Genomic DNA, 15,497 nt, shown 5'->3' on the forward strand with positions numbered 1-15,497 from the left:
GACACGCAGCGATCAGAGCGCATGGCCGATCCGAACTGGTGGCGCCAGGCAGCTGTCTACCAGATCTACCCGCGCAGCTTCCACGACGCAAACGGCGACGGCCTCGGCGACATCAAGGGCATCACCGCCAAGGTTCCGTACCTCCAGCAGTTGGGGATCGACGCCGTGTGGCTCAGCCCGTTCTACCCGTCGGCGCTCGCTGACGGCGGCTACGACGTCGATGACTACCGCAACGTGGACCCGAAGCTGGGAACCCTTGAGGACTTTGACGAGATGGCAGCCGCCCTGCACGCTGCAGGCATCAAGCTGGTGGCGGACATCGTGCCCAACCACTCTTCCGACCGCCACGAATGGTTCAAGGAAGCACTGGCATCACCCAAGGGTTCCGCGGCCCGGGAACGCTACATCTTCCGTGATGGCAGGGGCGAGAACGGCGAGCTTGCTCCATCGGACTGGGACTCCGTCTTCGGTGGCCCTATCTGGGAGCGCATCACCGAACCCGACGGCACGCCGGGCCAGTGGTACATGCACATTTTCGCCAAGGAGCAGCCGGACTTTAACTGGGACAACCCCGAAATCCGCGAGGACTTCCTGAAGACCCTGCGTTTTTGGTCCGACCGCGGGGTGGATGGCTTCCGCATCGACGTCGCACACGGCATGGCCAAGGATCTCTCCGAGCCGATGCCGATGAAAGCGGACCTGGCTGCCAAGGCCCACGGCACCGATGGGTTCACTGACGGCTCCCACCCGTTCTGGGACCGCGACGAAGTCCATGAGGTCTACGCCGAGTGGCGGAAGCTCTTCAACGAGTACACCCCGCCCCGCACCGCCGTCGCCGAGGCCTGGGTCCATGAGTCCCGCCGCGCCCGCTACGCCAGCCCTGAAGGGCTCGGCCAGGCGTTCAACTTTGACCTGCTGCAGTCGGACTTCGATGCTGCCTCGTTCAAGAAGATCATCACGGACAACCTGGTTGCCGCCCAGGAATCGGGAGCGTCCTCTACCTGGGTGTTCTCCAACCACGATGTGATCCGCCACGCCACCCGCTACGGCCTGCCCAAGGGCGGTTCCGTAGCGCAGGGCACCAACGCAGCGCAGGACATCACCGGCAGCGAGCCCAAGGGACAGGACGGCAAAGGCTGGCTTTTGGCCGGCGCACCGGCAGAAGAGCTCGACGTCGAACTCGGCTTGCGTCGTGCCCGTGCGGCGACGCTGCTGCTGCTCGCGCTTCCCGGCTCCGCGTACCTTTACCAAGGCGAAGAGCTTGGCCTGCGGGAAGTGACGGAAATTCCCGACTCCGAGCGCCAGGACCCTTCGTTCTTCCGCAACCCGGGCGTGGAGATCGGCCGTGACGGTTGCCGCGTGCCGCTGCCCTGGACTGCGGAAGGGTCGTCCTTCGGCTTCGGTACGGGCTCGGCGCACCTGCCGCAGCCCACGTGGTTCGCTGACTATGCAGTGTCCATACAGGACGGCGTGGAGGGCTCCACCTTGGAGCTTTACCGTACGGCCCTGCGTCTTCGCAGCGAACTGCAAACGGATGAAGAGCTCAACTGGGTGGAGACCGGCGACCAGGACGTTCTGCATTTCAGCCGCCCGGGAGGCTGGCACACGGTGACGAACTTCGGCGGCGAACCCGTCGAATTGCCCGAGGGGACCGTCCGCGTGAGCAGCGGCCCGCTGGAGGACGGCAAGCTGCCCGCCGACACCACCGCCTGGATCGTCCGCAACGCGTAAGCGCTGCGGAGGAAGACTGAAGCATGACTGAAACGAAGGGGCGGGGACGCCTCATCTATGGCTGTATGGGACTTGGCGGTCCCTGGGACGGCACCAGCTACGGAGCTGTGGAGATTGAGCAGGCCGCTGCCGTCATTGAAGCGTCGCAGGGCATCGGCATTGATCTCTTTGATCACGCCGATATCTATCGCAGTGGAAAATCCGAGGCCGTCTTCGGGGAGGTCCTGGCCCGCTCGGAGGGTTTACGCGAAAAGATCCAAGTGCAAACCAAATGCGGTATCAGGTTGGGGGACCGGGGCCTGGAGACGCACTACGACCTCAGCCGTGAAGCCATTCTGGAGAGGGTCAACGAGAGCCTCAAGCGGCTCCAGACAGACTATGTGGACGTACTGCTCCTGCACCGCCCCGATCCGTTGATGGACCCGCACGAGGTGGCGGACGCCGTCGGGCAGTTGATGGCCGAAGGAAAGGTGCGGCAGCTGGGTGTGTCCAACATGTCCGGCGCGCAGATCGCCTTCTTGCAGGACCGGCTGGAAACGCCCATCGTGGCAAACCAGCTTGAGATGAGCCTGCAGCGCAGGGATTGGCTGGAAAGTACGGTTCTTGTGAACCACCAGGAAGGGCTGGAGTACAGCTTCCCGCACGGGACCGTGGAACATTGCATGGCCAAGGGAATTGAACTTCAGGCCTATGGTTCATTGGCCCAAGGCCGGTACACCGGGGCATCGCCGGCTACGGCAACGCCGGCCGAGGAAGCAACCACGGAGATGCTTGAACGCCTGGCGGGGGAGAAGGGCACCACGCCGGAGTCTGTGCTGCTGGGTTGGCTGATGAAGCACCCCGCCCGGATTTCGCCTGTGGTGGGAACCACTACTCCTGCACGGATACAGGCATGTGCCGATGCCGCGTCCGTGGCTGCATCGATGACCCGGGCCGAATGGTACGGGCTGTGGGTGGCCGCCCGGGGAAGCAACATCCCCTAGCCCGCTTAACCCAAACTGAGTCGCAGTTGAGGCCCTTTTGAAAGCTCAAAACGGCCTTAACTGCGACTCAGCTGGGTTACAACAGCAACACATGAGTGCGCCTACGAAACGGGAGTGACCGGAGCAACCACGGAGTACGTGCTTGAGTCGCCCTGGATTGCCTGGCTCGGCTTGCCATCGATGCTGACCGGGACGTCGCCGGCGATGGTCACGCGGTTGAGCTTGCGCGGCTGTCCGTCGTAGTTATCCGGGGCGTAGTGCTGGGTGATGCGGTTGTCGAACAGGACTACCTGGTTCGGCTCCCAGTTCACCCGGACCACGTTCTCCGGACGCGTCACGTACGCCTGCAGCAGGCGGATGATGTCCTTGGATTCGGTGTTGGACAGACCCACAATACGAAGCCGCTGCGCGAAACCACCAATGAACAAACCGCGCTCGCCGGTCAGCGGGTGGACCCGCACCACGGGGTGTGCGGTTTCGAACTTCAGGCGGGTGAACTCCTTGCGGCGCTCTTCGGCGTTGGTGTGCTCGAGGTTCTTGGGCACCGAATAGTCGTAGTCGTTGGTGTGGATGGCCCACAAGGTGTCCGCAAACGTGCGCAGCTCCTCCGGCAGGTCCTGGTACGCGCCGGCCGAGGACGCAATCAGGGTCTCGCCACCGTAGGCCGGGAGGTCGATGCTGCGCAGCGTGGAAGCCTGCGGCGGGTTCACAACGAACGTGACGTCCGTGTGCCAGTTGTTGGCCGAGCCGTTCTCGCTGTCCACGGGGAGGACGTTCTCTTCGCCCTCCACCGAGGCAACCGTGGGGTGGGCTTTGGTCAGCGGTCCAAAGTGCGAAGCGAACTTCACCTGCGCTTCGTCGCTGAGGATGTTGGCTTCACGGAATACGAGGGCCTTGTGCTCGTTGAGGGCCGCCCTGATCTGCGCCACAGTGTCCTCGCTGAGGTCGCCGCTGATGTCCAGCCCGCGGATTTCGGCTCCGATGCGGGAGCCCAGCTTGGCGAACTCGAGTTTGGTTTCGGTAATGACGGTCATGATTCTGGTTCCTTACTTGTTGTGATGGTTGCGGCGGATGCCGCGGTGGATGGTTTTAGGAAGCGGCGGCGCCAACGGCGGTCCGCCAGCGCGAGAAGTGCCGCTCAAGGGCAACCAGCAGGAAGTTCACGCCGAGCCCCAACAGGGACACAGTGAGGATGCCCGCGTACATGTCCGGGATCAGGAAGCTGCTCTGGGCATTCACTATCAGGTAGCCCAGCCCGGCCTTGGCGCCCACCATCTCGGCCGCAATGAGCACCAGGATGGACGCAGTTCCAGCCATGCGGATACCCGTGAAGATCGTGGGTACTGCCGACGGCAGGATGACCTTCTGGAAGAGCCGGAAGCTGTTCAGTCCCAGCGAACGCGCAGCCCTGATGAGCAGCGGATCCACGGTTTTCACGCCGGCAATGGTGTTCAGGAGAACCGGGAAGAACGCCGCGTAGGCAACGATGCTGATCTTGGATTCCTCGCCGATGCCCAGCAACAGCGTGAACACCGGCAGCAAGGCAAGGGCAGCAGTGTTGCGGAACAGCTCCAGCAGCGGGTTCAGGACCGAGTTCAACCGTCCGTACCAGGCAATGAGCAGGCCCAGGGAGACACCCGCCACCAGCGCAGCACCGAAACCGGCAACAGACCTTGTGAGGCTGGCCGCGATATGGCCCTGGATGGTCCCGGCCTCGAACAGCTTGCCCCAGGCCAGGAGCACTTCATGCAGCGGCGGCAGGAACACCCGCGTGGAGGGGCTGGCCAAGTACGTCGGCCCCAGCTCCCACAGCGCCAGGAACGCCAGGATGGCGGCCGACTTCCACAGCCCCGACCCCGCCGCAGAGGCGACCCGCCGCACGGCGTTGAGAACCGGCGTCGTACGTTGTGCCGGTGAGTCCACCGTGATGGAAGGTTCGACGGCGGTGCTTGGCTCAAGCGGTCCGGCTGCCTTGGGTGCCGCTTGTGTTGGCGTGAGCGTGGTGGTCATCAGGCCGCGCTCCTTTCGGTGATGGTGGTGGCGGGCTCGTCCGGTGCGCTGCCGTCCGGGAGGATCTTGCGGTGCCCTGCGTCCTGTGCGCGGCGGACTTCGTCGTGCAGGAGCGTCCACACCTGGTGGCGGTGCTCCACGAAGGCGGGGTTGGAGCGGATGTCCTCGTCGCCGTCGCGGTCGGGGATGGTGATGTCCACGATCTCCTTGAGCCGCCCGGGCCGGGCACTCAGGACGGCAACGCGCTCGCCGAGGTACACGGCCTCGTCGATCCCGTGCGTGATGAACACGATCGTCTTTCCCGTGGCCTTCCAGATCCGGAGCAATTCGTCCTGCAACTGCTCACGGGTCTGGGCATCCAGGGCGGCAAAGGGTTCGTCCATGAGCAGGACGTCGGGCTCATAGGCCAGGCTGCGGGCGATGGCCACCCGCTGTTTCATGCCGCCCGAGAGCTCATGCGGATAGCGGTCCTCAAAGCCGGCAAGGCCCACAAGGGCCAGGTATTCCTTGGCTTTGGCTGCCCGCTCGCGCCGGTTGAGTTTCCTGCCGTCCGGACCCGCGCCCTCAAGCCCTATGGACACGTTGGACGAGGCCGTCCGCCAGGGGAAGAGCGCGTACTGCTGGAACACTACGGCCCTGTCCTTGCCCGGACCGGTGACTGGCTTGCCGTCCACCAGCACTTCCCCGGACGTGGGGGTGGAAAGCCCTGCCAGCAGATCCAGGAGCGTTGTCTTGCCCGACCCGCTGGGTCCCACGAGCGTGAGGAACTCACCGGATCGGACGTCCAGGCTCAATGAGTCGATGGCGGTGAGCCGGGTGGCGGCCGTGTCTTTGGTGGCCCGGACCGTGAACTCCTTGGTGACGTTCCGGAGACTGATTTTCGCGGTCATGACTATCCCTTCTTCGCCGCGGCGAGGTCGTTGAAGTCGTTCGTGTAGTACTTGGACGGCGTGAGCTTGTCCTTGACGATTCCCGCAGAGGTCAGCCACGCTTCCCAACGCGTGAAGTCCTTGTCCTGGATCACGCCGGAGTCCGGGACGCCGGGGCTCTTCCAGAACTTCAGGTTGGCCGTACTCTCATTGCGTCCACGGTTTTCAATGATCTTGGTGAAGCGGGCAATGACTTCGTCGCGAGGGGTTTCCGCTGCCCACTTGATCGCTTTGGCTACACCCGTAGTGAAGGTGCGCGTGGTGTTGGGGTTCTTTTCGATGAAGTCGTTGCGGAGCACGATCTGGCCGCCCGCGAACGTTCCGAACAGCTCCACATCGCTGAAGAGCGAACGCAGTCCGCCTGCTTCAATGGCACGGTCCTGGAGCACGCCGCCCAGCGTGCCCGCATCCACCTGGCCGCGACGAATGGCTTCCTCGGTGTCGTTCGGCGCCAGCGGGACCAGTTGGACCTGCTTGATCTCGTCCTGGCTGAGGCCGTTCTTGGTCAGCCAGGTGTTGATGACGGCCTCGTGGTGCGCGCCGAGGGTGTTGACGGCGATCTTCTTGCCGATCAGGTCCCGGGGTTCCTTGATGGGGCTGTCAGCCTTGACGTAGTAGCCGCTGAAAGTCTTCTCGTCCGAGCCGTAGTAGTTGGTGACTGCCTTGACGGGTGCGCCGGCTTCGATGAGCTTGACCACCGCTCCGGAGAATGCGCCGCCAAAGTCGGTCTGGTCGGTGGCCGCGGATTGGATGTCCTGGGGGCCGCTGGTGGTGTTGCCCACCCAGTTCAGCTTCAGGTCGCCCAGGTAGCCCAGGTCGGCAGCAAGCTCCGGGAAGGTCACGTTGTTGGCTGAGCCTTGGTACCGCAGCTCCTTGACTTCGTTGCCGGCCTGGTTGGCTTGTCCTGCTTCGGCTGCACCGCCGCAGCCGGACACCGTCAGCGCTAGTACGACGGCGGCCGCGACGCTCAGGAGGGGCAGATGCAGTTTCATGGGAGCTACTTTCTGTGGTTGGGGGTGTTGGCAGCCGGCTTTTGCAACGGCTTGGGAACGATGAAAGCCCATGACGACGGCCGGTGGGAAGCGCCGGGGTAACGCTCGGAAACGCTGCGAAACAGCGGGAAATGCGACGAAATCCTGAGCCGTCCCCGGCAATCAAGGGACACAAAGACGCCGCGTTGAGCCCTGTGAACAACAGCGACAGGCTTGCCGGATATGACTGGCGCGTACCGCCGTCGGGAGGTCATACTGCCGGACCCGACAGTCATATCGGGTTTAGTTCGTATTGATCCTCACAACCGGGCGGATTTCTTCGCCTTGCGGGGCGCAGGACGGATACGGTAGATACATGACGTCTAGCATCGCCGCCGAATCCATTCGGCCTACCCGCAACATTCCCGCCGATATCGCCCGTTCATGGCTTCTTGTAAATGCCATGAAAACGGAGCTTTTTGACGAATCCGCGGGTTCACGGGCAGACGCCATCATCCTTGACATCGAAGACGCCGTGGACCCTTCCCAGAAGGACGCTGCGCGCGAGAACGTGGTGAACTGGCTGGCTGCCGGTGGCCAGGCCTGGGTCCGCATCAACGATGCCACCAGCAAGTTCTGGGCGGACGACCTCGCGGGCCTGCGCGGCACCCCGGGTCTCCTCGGAGTCATGCTCGCCAAGACCGAGTCGGCTGACCAGGTCACTGAGTCCTTCCACCGCATGGATGGCAAGACTCCTGTAGTGGCGCTCGTCGAGTCGGCTCTCGGCATCGAAGAAGCCAACCACATCGCACGCGCCCAGGGTGCTTTCCGTCTTGCGTTCGGCTCCGGCGACTTCCGTCGCGATACCGGCATGGCGGCTACCCCGGAAGCCATGGCCTACCCGCGGGCCAAGTTGGTTGTCGCCAGCCGCGTTGGTAACCTGCCGGGCCCCATCGACGGCCCCACGGTCGGCACCAACCACCCGATCCTGCGCGAGCAGACGGGCATCACGGTGACCATGGGCATGACCGGCAAGCTGTGCCTGGCCATTGACCAGACCGCCGTCATCAACGAGGTCATCAGCCCCACGCCTTCGGACGTTGCCTGGGCCACCGACTTCATGAACGACTTCGAGGCCAACGGCCGCGTGATCCGGGATGGCTCCGACCTCCCGCGTCTGGGCCGTGCCGAGAAGATCATGAAGCTCGCAGTGGCATTCGGAGTCCAGCCTTCCCTGTAAGCATGCTGGTCCACGGAGTCGTTTGGGACTCTTCGTCACCGGCTTTGAGGATGTTCTCGCCGGACGCGGAGTTCACTGATATTGCGTTGGCCCAGGGTTCAGCCCTGGGCCTGCGCGTTATCCCCGGTTTGTGGTGCCTGGGCCACACCAAGGTTCACGGCCCGGGAGACCGCACGCATGTTCCGTGCCGCAGCGGCTCTCCGGCCGAGCGGGGCAAGCAATGCGGGGCCTGCTTTGCCCGCGATGATTCCCGGCTCATGCACGACTTTCACCGTGGCGGATCGGTTCCAACCGGTCTCCGCGCCTATCTGATGCAGCCGCACTGGCTCTACGTGGCTACCTTCGCCAACGGTGCAACCAAGATCGGTACGGCGTCCGCACAGCGCAAGTGGAACCGCCTGGCCGAACAGGGCGCAGTGCACGCCTCCTATGTGGCCCATGCCGAGGACGGCCGGATTGTTCGCGTGCTCGAAGACCTCGTCACACGCGAGCTTGGCCTAGTCCAGCAGGTCCGTTCCGCTGCCAAGGTGGCGGGCCTCGTGGAGCCGCGCGCCGGCGTCGAGCTCGTGGCCACCAACCGCCGGCACGCTGCCAAGGTGCGTGAACTGCTGGGTGGCTTGGCGATGACCGGATACGCCGTTGTGGAGGAAGAGTGGGACAGGCCCGCCTTGGCCGACCGGCTCTGCACGGTTCGTGCCGAGGGCGCCCTGCGACACCCTTACCCGGCAATGTTCGACGGCGGAGGCCACGGTTTGCAGGTCCACTCACTGTCAGGGGCTATCGCCTTGGCGGGCCTCCCCGACGCTTCGGGAAACGAGATTGAGGGCAGCTTCGTGGCAGACCTGGGTGCCTTGAAGGGCCGCAAGATCGAGTTCGGTCCGCACACCACGGAAATCCCGGCGCTGCAGGACTCGCTGTTCTAGTCCAACTCCTTCGGTGAGGGGCGACGTCTCGACTGTAAGTGGGCCTCTTTCCCGCGAGAGCCAACCCCTCGCGGCACCCCGGTAGACTTGGACGGTGCTAGACGAATTCTGGGCCAACGCCTCCACGTCCTATAAAGTCCTGGTTTTCAGCGCCATGGGACTCATCGCTATAGGACTCATCCTGTCCATTGTCGGGAACACTTCAGGCAACCAGGCGCTGGCCATGGCGTCCCTGCCCGTCATTGGTGCGGGATTGTTGCTCCACGTGGGCGGACTCGTGGTCCGGGGCCAGAAAATCCGCAAGGGCTACAAGAAGTAAGCGGCACAGCACCCAGCCCCGCGGGCCGATAGGGTTGGACTATGAGTATCAATCCGGACCTGCAGGGCCGAAGCTACCCTGCCGCAGAGGTATATGACGTCGGCCGTGAAAAGATCCGCGAATTCGCGAAGGCCGTGAAGGCCGGCAATCCCGCGCATTTCGATGTCGAGGCAGCCAAGGCCCTGGGCCACAGCGACCTCGTCGCTCCGCCAACGTTTGCCATCATCGTCGCCCAGCGTGCTGACGCCCAGCTGGTGGAGGACCCCGAGTCGGGCATCGACTTTTCCCGCGTGGTCCACGCCGACCAGCGGTTCACCCACCATCGCGCCATCGTTGCCGGCGACCGACTCGTGGCCGAACTGCACGTCGACGGCGTCCGGGCCATGGGCGGAGGCGCCATGATCACTACGCGCTCCGAGATTTCCACTGAGGCAGGCGAAAAGGTCGCCACCACCACCTCGTCCATCCTGGTCCGTGGAGAGGGACAGTAGCCATGAGCGCCACATTCGAAGAACTGACGGTCGGCCAGGAGATCGGCACCCGCAGCATTGACGTCACCCGCCAGGACCTGGTCAAGTACGCGGGAGCTTCCGGCGACTTCAACCCCATCCACTGGAACGAAGCGTTCGCGACCTCTGTCGAGCTGCCGGGCGTCATTGCCCACGGCATGTTCACCATGGGTGCCGCCGTGCAGTTGGTGAGCGATTGGGCAGGCGACCCCGCCGCCGTCGTCGATTACCAGACCCGATTCACCAAGCCCGTCCTCGTCACCGACACCACGGGTACCGATGAAGCCGGCGCTGTCATCGACGTCACCGGCGTGGTGGGAGCGCTCGACGCCGATGCTCGCACCGCGCGCATCGACCTCACCGTCGTCGCTGCCGGCCAGAAGGTCCTCATGAAGTCCCAGGCGGTTGTGAAGGTCTCTTGAACCAACTGAACACCACTCAACGGCGCGCCACTCCGACTGAAATGTCGCAGTGGCGCGCCGCTGTTCTGGCCTCCTACGCCGCCAGCGGCATCGCCTTTGCAACATGGGTATCCCGCTTGCCCGCCATTCGCGATGGACTGGGCCTTACCCCCGGCGGCATCGGGCTCCTGCTGATGTGCATGACCGTGGCCTCGTTCATCTCGATTTCGGCCTCGGGCCTGATCGTGCTGCGGCTCGGCCCCAAGCTGACCACCCGGATCGGCAGCAGCATGGTGGGCGCTGGCCTGGTCACCGTAGGCTTCGGCGCTTCGATAGCTGCGAGCCCGCTGGTGGTGGCCGCCGGGCTGGTGGTGCTCGGCCTGGGGACGGCCAGTTGGAACACTGCTTCCAACGTGGAGGGAGCCGCCCTGGAGCGTGCGCTGGAACGGCACATCATGCCACGGCTCCACGGTGCGTTCAGCCTTGGCACCGTGGCCGCAGCGGGTTTCGGGGCCTGGGCCGCTGCCGCCCACTTGCCGGTGTTCTGGCATTTCCTGATTTCCGGCGTGGTAGTGGCCGCGTCCGTGGTGACTGCAGGGTTCTGGTTCCGCGCGGAGAAGACCGCGCCGCCCTCGCGTACCTTCCAGCCGGACCATCCTGATACGTTCCAGGATCCCTCCACCGGCCCGCTACCGATCATTACCCCCGGAGCCGCGGAGACTTCCACCGAAGCGGGCAAGCCCGACGCTCCGCTGGACAGCAAGCGACTTGTGGCACTCGCGTGGCGTGACCGCCGCACCTTGTTGATCGGTGTTCTGGTCTTGGGTCTCGCGTTGGCGGAAGGAGCTGCGGGGGACTGGGTGGCCTTGGCCCTGGCCGATGGCTACGGGCAGTCCGATGCCGCGGGTGCGGTGGGTTACGGGTTGTTCGTGACTTTCATGACCATCGGGCGTTTCGCCGGAACTGTCATCCTCGACCGCTTTGGACGCGTTGTGGTGATGCGCTGGTGCTCGGCCACCGCCGTCGTAGGTCTAGCTCTCTTTGTTTTTTCGCCGGTTCCGTGGCTCGCGTTTGTGGCCCTGGCCGTGTGGGGCCTCGGTGCGTCGCTCGGCTTCCCCGTGGGGATGTCCGCGGCCGCCGACGATCCTGTCCATGCGGCCGCACGAGTGTCTGTGGTTTCCACCATCGGCTACGGAGCTTTCCTTTGCGGGCCTCCGCTCCTCGGACTCTTAGCCGAGCATTTCGGCATCCTGCATTCCCTGTTGGCGCCGTTGGTCCTGCTGGTGGTCAGCTTCTTCCTGGCACCGTTGTCGGGCCAACAGAAGGCGGAGTCCGTGCCGTCCGCCGATCCCCGTTAGGCTTGATTGGTGACCCAGACGCTGCTTTCCCAACTGACCACTGCTGCCGTCGGCGGCCCCGCAGGTAAATATGTTGAGGCCCGCACCGAGGCTGAGATCATCGACGCCGTACGGTCAGCCGACGCCGCGGGCGAGAAGCTCCTGATCATCGGCGGCGGCTCCAACCTCCTGATCTCGGACGAGGGCTACCCGGGAACTGTCCTGAAGATCGCGTCCGAGGGTTTCACTGTGAACTCCGAGGACAGCTGCGGAGGGGTGTCCGTAGTAGTGCAGGCGGGCCACAACTGGGATGCCCTGGTAGAGCATGCCGTCCTCCATGCCTGGTCCGGCGTGGAGGCGCTTTCCGGGATCCCCGGAGCCACCGGAGCCACGCCCGTGCAGAACGTGGGGGCTTACGGCGCCGACGTCTCGCAAACCATTGCTGCCGTGCGGACCTGGGACCGTGAGCGCAATGCGGTGCAGACCTTCACCAATTCCGAGCTCAAGTTCGGTTACCGCGATTCCATCCTGAAGCAGACCACGGTTGAGGGATCGCCCCGCTACGTGGTGTTGACGGTCGAGTTCCAGTTGCCGCTGGGCCGGATGAGCGCACCGATCCGTTATGCCGAACTCGCCAGGGTTCTCGGGGTGGAGGCCGGTAAGCGGGCCTATTCCAACGATGTCCGCCGGGAAGTCCTCCGGCTGCGCGCATCCAAGGGCATGGTGCTGGACGCAGAGGACCGGGACACCTATTCCACCGGCTCGTTCTTCACCAACCCGATCGTACCGGCCGGGCAGGCATTAGGGTTGCCGGAGAATGCGCCCCGGTATCCCGCTGGTACCGACGGGTTGGTCAAGCTGTCCGCTGCGTGGCTGATCGATCAGGCAGGATTCGGAAAGGGCTTTGGACTCGACGCGACCAGCGTTTCCGGTGGCCGCGCTTCCCTCTCAACCAAGCACACCTTGGCCATCACCAACCGTGGCTCGGCAACAGCTGCGGACATGGTGGCAATAGCGCGCGAGGTGCGTGCCGGCGTCGTCGAGCGTTTCGGAATTGAACTGCACCCGGAACCTTTGCTGATCGGCGTAAGCCTCTAGGAGCATCCGCGAGACGTTGACGTCTCGCGAGGGGTTAGCTTTCGAGGGAATGGGGTGGGTTTTCTGCCGAGATGTCGCCCCTCGGCGGGGGTGCCCAAAGGGGGGAGATCCGCGAGGGGTTAGCTTTCGAGGGAATGGGGTGGGTTTTCTGCCGAGATGTCGCCCCTCGGCGAGCGTAACGCTTTAGCGGGTTCGCCGTTCCGCGATAGGCAGGACCTTGTTGAGCAGCAGGAAGGTGAGTCCGCAGCTGACTGAGCCAAGCAGGAAAATCTGGCTGAAAGCGATGCTTTGCGGAGACGGTCCGCTGGGCATGAACAATCCGGCCGTGGCGAAACCGACCAATCCCAGAAGCATCACGATCGATCCGAGCAGGAAGCTGCGGACCTGGGCTGCTGCCGCCGGGTAGAACCAGGGCTCGGGAGCGTCGTCGTCACGTTCGGCTACGGGCTGGCTGGCTGCAGCGGTTCCGATCAGGAGGGCAGCCGCGGCTGTTGCCACCAAGCTGGCTGTCTGGATGGCCTGCATGGACGGGGAGAGGCTCACGCCAGTGCCCACCGCCACTATCAACCCGGCGCCCAGTCCTACCAGCGTGCAGAACCAGCCGGCGGTAGCAAACCACCGGCTCAGCGGCCGCACAAACGGAGCAAGATCACCGAAAAGCATGAACTCATCCTAGGATCCGCTGCTGGTAGGCGGCTGGGAGGCGCGGCAAGGTTCCCTGTACCCGCCGGCCCTTTTAGGATGAAGCATGCCTGTACCCCACACCAGCCTTACTCCGCGCGTCATGGGCCGGTTGCGGCTCGCCAGCCAGGGTCTGCTGGGCGGTGGTTTTCCCACAGTCCCGGGCGCCGTCCGTTGGATGACGGCCATGCAGGCCCAGGACCTGGGCTCAGCCCTGTGGGCGGTGGGACAGCGTGTGCCGGGCACTGCGGCCTCCGACGTCCGCGCAGCCCTCGACGCCGGAACAGTGGTCCGCTCGTGGCCCATGCGCGGGACTCTGCACTTGCTCGCCCCCGAAGACCTGCGCTGGATCCTGGGCATCACCAGTGACCGGCTGATGAATCTGGTGGCAGGACGTCATCGCGAACTGGCCATCACTCCGGACGACATCAGCCATTGCCGGGACATCGCCGTCAAAACGGTTGAAGTCCTCAAGGCCGCCGAAGGCGCGGCCGGTGCAAGCCGGGAGCAGCTCTTCCAGGCGTTCGAGGAAGCCGGCCAAATCACCAAGGCCCAGCGCGGCATCCACTTGCTCGGCAGCCTGTGCCAGCGCGCACTGCTCGTCCAAGGGCCCATGGCGCTGTCCAACGGCAAGGTAGGCGTGCAACAACTGTTCGTACCGTTCGACGAATGGATCCCGGAATCCAGGGATCTGGGGCGGGAGGAAGGGATTGTCGAGCTGCTGTTCCGCTACATGCGCAGCCACGGCCCGGCGACGGTCAAGGATTTCTCGTGGTGGAGCCAAGTGCCGCTCACCGAGGCACGTGCCGCCCTCAAGGTGGTGCAGGATCGCTTGGTTGAGCTGGAGTTCGGTGGCACCAGCTATTGGCTTTCGCCGGAGACGGCAGCGATGCTCGACGACGGCGTCCCCGGCTCGCGCTCTTTCCTGGCTCTCCCTGGATTCGATGAGTACCTGCTCGGTTACCAGGACCGGAGCCTGGTCCTGGCCCCTGAGCACGCCGAGCTGGTGGTCCCGGGCAAGAACGGTGTGTTCAGGCGCATCATGGTCTCCGGAGGCGAAGTGGTGGGAACGTGGTCGAGGACCGTGACGGGCAAGACCGTCGGTGTCACGCCGGAACCATTCGCAGGGCAGCTTGGTCCGGCTGCTGAGCGTTCGTTCCAGGCGGAGGGAAGGGCCTATCTGAAGTTCATGGCGAGCTGACTGGGTGGCCCGCAATCCCGTGGCAGGCCCGCTGTTACGTTGCCGGCCCGCAACGAATTAGCGGTCGCAGAACGGGATTGTCCACATACGATGCCAGCAAGCTCGCTGTACGGCCCAACCCAGGCACACGATGGGCCCATGCAAAGCAGAAAACTTGATGCCCTGATCGCCACGCATTGGCCGGACACCGTCATTGCCACCACCACGGATCTGGCACGGAAGGGAGTCGGCGACCGGGCCCTGACTCAGGCGGTCCGATGCGGAAAGCTGATCCGGCTCCGGAGGGGCGCCTACATTCAGGCACAGGATTGGCGCCAACGGAAACCGTGGGAGAAAGACCTGTTGCGAATCCAAGCGCACCATTCCAACGCAAGCCGTAGGAGCGTCTACAGCCATGCCAGCGCCGCCCGGTTGCATGGGTGCTCTCCGTGGGACGCCGGCTCCTCGGTTCACGTCGTCACATCGTTTTCGCCAGCCCAGGCAAGCTCGGGCGAGGACGTGATAGCTCACGGCGGCCCTCTGGAGCCGTGGGAGATTCTCGAGTTACAGGCATCGTGGCCCCGGCCCGTACGTGTCACGAGCCTCGAGCGTACCGTCATCGATTGCGCTCGGACCATGGACTTCGAACAGGCAGTGGTGGTCGCAGATCAAGCGCTCCGCCGCGGCGCGGACGAGCAGTTGCTTCAGGACTATGTGGACAGCGGCCGGATCACGCGGGGTGTTCGCCGCGTTCGCCGTGTCCTTGAAGCAATGGATGCCAGATCCGAATCGGTGGGGGAGACGCGCACACGGGTTTTGCTGGGCAGGCTTGGCATCCATGACGCCGTCCTCCAGCTCGACGTGGACACGCCACTTGGACGGTACCGGGGCGACTTCGGATGGATGGACCGTCGGGTGATCCTGGAGTTCGACGGCCGCACCAAGTACTTCGACTATGCACCCACTGAGGAGGTGATCTTCAACGAACGCCGCCGGGAGAAAGCACTGATGGACTCTGGCTGGGAGGTGGTCCGTATCGGGTGGGAGCATCTCGGCAGACCGTGGGATGTGGAACGGAAGGTCAAAGCCGCGTTGGAGCGCAGGCCGTATGAACGTCGAAAACCCGCTGTTCCGTTGCTTGGCAGCAACGGAACAGCGGGTTGGCAACGTGTTTCAGCGGGCTGA

At 64.3% G+C, this 15,497-nt stretch carries 16 protein-coding genes; 11 read left to right on the top strand and 5 right to left on the bottom strand.

The window, feature by feature from the left end:
• Positions 1–21: 21 nt before the first annotated feature.
• On the top strand, positions 22–1,731 hold the full coding sequence (locus ACFRJ9_RS20820) for a glycoside hydrolase family 13 protein (RefSeq protein WP_377672107.1): 1,710 nt from the start codon (positions 22–24) through the stop codon (positions 1,729–1,731).
• 23 nt (positions 1,732–1,754) lie between these two features.
• Entirely contained in the window at positions 1,755–2,714 is a 960-nt protein-coding gene (locus ACFRJ9_RS20825) for an aldo/keto reductase family oxidoreductase (protein ID WP_377671984.1), read from the top strand.
• A gap of 101 nt (positions 2,715–2,815) precedes the next feature.
• Here the strand turns inward: ACFRJ9_RS20825 and ACFRJ9_RS20830 are convergent, their stop codons facing one another.
• Genes ACFRJ9_RS20830 through ACFRJ9_RS20845 form a run of 4 tightly spaced genes read right to left on the bottom strand, consistent with a single transcriptional unit; the run spans position 2,816 to position 6,645 of the window.
• Positions 2,816–3,748 (bottom strand): TauD/TfdA dioxygenase family protein, encoded by a 933-nt coding sequence (locus tag ACFRJ9_RS20830; RefSeq protein ID WP_377671986.1) that lies wholly within the window; start codon positions 3,746–3,748, stop codon positions 2,816–2,818.
• 55 nt (positions 3,749–3,803) lie between these two features.
• Positions 3,804–4,724, bottom strand: a complete 921-nt coding sequence (locus ACFRJ9_RS20835) for an ABC transporter permease (protein ID WP_377671988.1) — start codon at positions 4,722–4,724, stop codon at positions 3,804–3,806.
• Positions 4,724–5,614 carry an ABC transporter ATP-binding protein gene (locus tag ACFRJ9_RS20840; protein ID WP_377671991.1) on the bottom strand — a complete coding sequence of 297 codons (891 nt, stop codon included), beginning with the start codon at positions 5,612–5,614 and terminating at the stop codon, positions 4,724–4,726. Before ACFRJ9_RS20840 ends, ACFRJ9_RS20835 begins: the two co-directional genes overlap by 1 nt.
• A 2-nt stretch (positions 5,615–5,616) precedes the next feature.
• Entirely contained in the window at positions 5,617–6,645 is a 1,029-nt protein-coding gene (locus tag ACFRJ9_RS20845; protein ID WP_377671993.1) for an ABC transporter substrate-binding protein, read from the bottom strand.
• A gap of 355 nt (positions 6,646–7,000) precedes the next feature.
• Here ACFRJ9_RS20845 and ACFRJ9_RS20850 point away from each other — a divergent pair, with 355 nt between their 5' ends.
• From ACFRJ9_RS20850 to ACFRJ9_RS20880, 7 genes are all read left to right on the top strand, one after another.
• On the top strand, positions 7,001–7,864 hold the full coding sequence (locus tag ACFRJ9_RS20850) for an HpcH/HpaI aldolase/citrate lyase family protein (protein ID WP_377671996.1): 864 nt from the start codon (positions 7,001–7,003) through the stop codon (positions 7,862–7,864).
• A 2-nt stretch (positions 7,865–7,866) separates the two neighbouring features.
• Positions 7,867–8,787 carry a DUF2797 domain-containing protein gene (locus ACFRJ9_RS20855; RefSeq protein ID WP_377671999.1) on the top strand — a complete coding sequence of 307 codons (921 nt, stop codon included), beginning with the start codon at positions 7,867–7,869 and terminating at the stop codon, positions 8,785–8,787.
• A 94-nt stretch (positions 8,788–8,881) separates the two neighbouring features.
• Positions 8,882–9,106 carry a DUF3188 domain-containing protein gene (locus tag ACFRJ9_RS20860; RefSeq protein WP_377672001.1) on the top strand — a complete coding sequence of 75 codons (225 nt, stop codon included), beginning with the start codon at positions 8,882–8,884 and terminating at the stop codon, positions 9,104–9,106.
• Between the two features lie 41 nt (positions 9,107–9,147).
• The gene (locus ACFRJ9_RS20865; RefSeq protein WP_377672003.1) at positions 9,148–9,597 is read left to right on the top strand and encodes a MaoC family dehydratase N-terminal domain-containing protein; all 450 of its coding nucleotides are present in this window, start codon (positions 9,148–9,150) and stop codon (positions 9,595–9,597) included.
• 2 nt (positions 9,598–9,599) lie between these two features.
• Positions 9,600–10,037 carry a MaoC family dehydratase gene (locus tag ACFRJ9_RS20870; RefSeq protein WP_377672006.1) on the top strand — a complete coding sequence of 146 codons (438 nt, stop codon included), beginning with the start codon at positions 9,600–9,602 and terminating at the stop codon, positions 10,035–10,037.
• Positions 10,034–11,374, top strand: a complete 1,341-nt coding sequence (locus ACFRJ9_RS20875; RefSeq protein WP_377672008.1) for an MFS transporter — start codon at positions 10,034–10,036, stop codon at positions 11,372–11,374. The genes ACFRJ9_RS20870 and ACFRJ9_RS20875 overlap by 4 nt, the downstream gene beginning before the upstream one ends.
• A 9-nt stretch (positions 11,375–11,383) precedes the next feature.
• Positions 11,384–12,451 carry a UDP-N-acetylmuramate dehydrogenase gene (locus ACFRJ9_RS20880; protein WP_377672010.1) on the top strand — a complete coding sequence of 356 codons (1,068 nt, stop codon included), beginning with the start codon at positions 11,384–11,386 and terminating at the stop codon, positions 12,449–12,451.
• 183 nt (positions 12,452–12,634) lie between these two features.
• Here the strand turns inward: ACFRJ9_RS20880 and ACFRJ9_RS20885 are convergent, their stop codons facing one another.
• On the bottom strand, positions 12,635–13,114 hold the full coding sequence (locus ACFRJ9_RS20885; protein ID WP_377672012.1) for a hypothetical protein: 480 nt from the start codon (positions 13,112–13,114) through the stop codon (positions 12,635–12,637).
• Positions 13,115–13,199: 85 nt separating this feature from the next.
• Here ACFRJ9_RS20885 and ACFRJ9_RS20890 point away from each other — a divergent pair, with 85 nt between their 5' ends.
• Both ACFRJ9_RS20890 and ACFRJ9_RS20895 read left to right on the top strand, forming a co-directional pair.
• A complete protein-coding gene (locus ACFRJ9_RS20890) occupies positions 13,200–14,333 on the top strand; it encodes a winged helix DNA-binding domain-containing protein (protein ID WP_377672014.1) in 1,134 nt (377 codons plus the stop codon).
• Between the two features lie 138 nt (positions 14,334–14,471).
• Complete coding sequence (locus tag ACFRJ9_RS20895; protein WP_377672017.1) at positions 14,472–15,497, top strand: type IV toxin-antitoxin system AbiEi family antitoxin domain-containing protein; 1,026 nt, start codon at positions 14,472–14,474, stop codon at positions 15,495–15,497.

This window comes from Paenarthrobacter sp. NPDC056912 (assembly GCF_042786555.1).
In the GTDB taxonomy this organism is placed as follows: domain Bacteria; phylum Actinomycetota; class Actinomycetes; order Actinomycetales; family Micrococcaceae; genus Arthrobacter.